1 pseudogene is annotated in these 448 nt (G+C 63.2%); it reads left to right on the forward strand.

Going from position 1 to position 448, the window contains the following annotated elements:
• Nucleotides 1-333, forward strand: a pseudogene (locus J8I87_RS44220) (epoxide hydrolase); the annotation flags it as partial.
• Between the last annotated feature and the right edge of the window lie 115 nt (nucleotides 334-448).

Here is a 448-nt window from a genome sequence, read left to right on the forward strand (position 1 = left end):
GGATATGACCAGCCGGCGCTGGCGCTGAGTTCCGCCGTGTACGGGCGCCCCGTGAAGGGAGAATCCGCGGGCGCGCTGACGCGTGACGACCTGCTCGACGACATCACGCTTTACTGGCTGACGAACACGGGCATTTCCGCCGCGCGCTTCTACTGGGAGTCGCACTTCAACTTCCTCGCAGCCGCCGACGTGTCGGTACCCGCTGCCGTGAGCGTGTTTCCGCGCGAGAACTATCAGGCGCCGCGCAGCTGGACGGAGCGTGCCTATCACAATCTCATCTGGTACAACCGGCTCGACAAGGGCGGGCACTTTGCCGCGTGGGAACAACCGTAACTCTTCGCCGATGAGGTCCGCAAGGGTTTGAGACCGCTGCGCGGATAAGAAAAGAACGACGGCCTGCCCGACGTTGCGATAGAAAACAGCACGCCCCGAACGCCGATTCCGATTC

It is taken from the genome of Paraburkholderia sp. LEh10, assembly GCF_017814945.1.
Classification (GTDB): Bacteria; Pseudomonadota; Gammaproteobacteria; order Burkholderiales; family Burkholderiaceae; genus Paraburkholderia.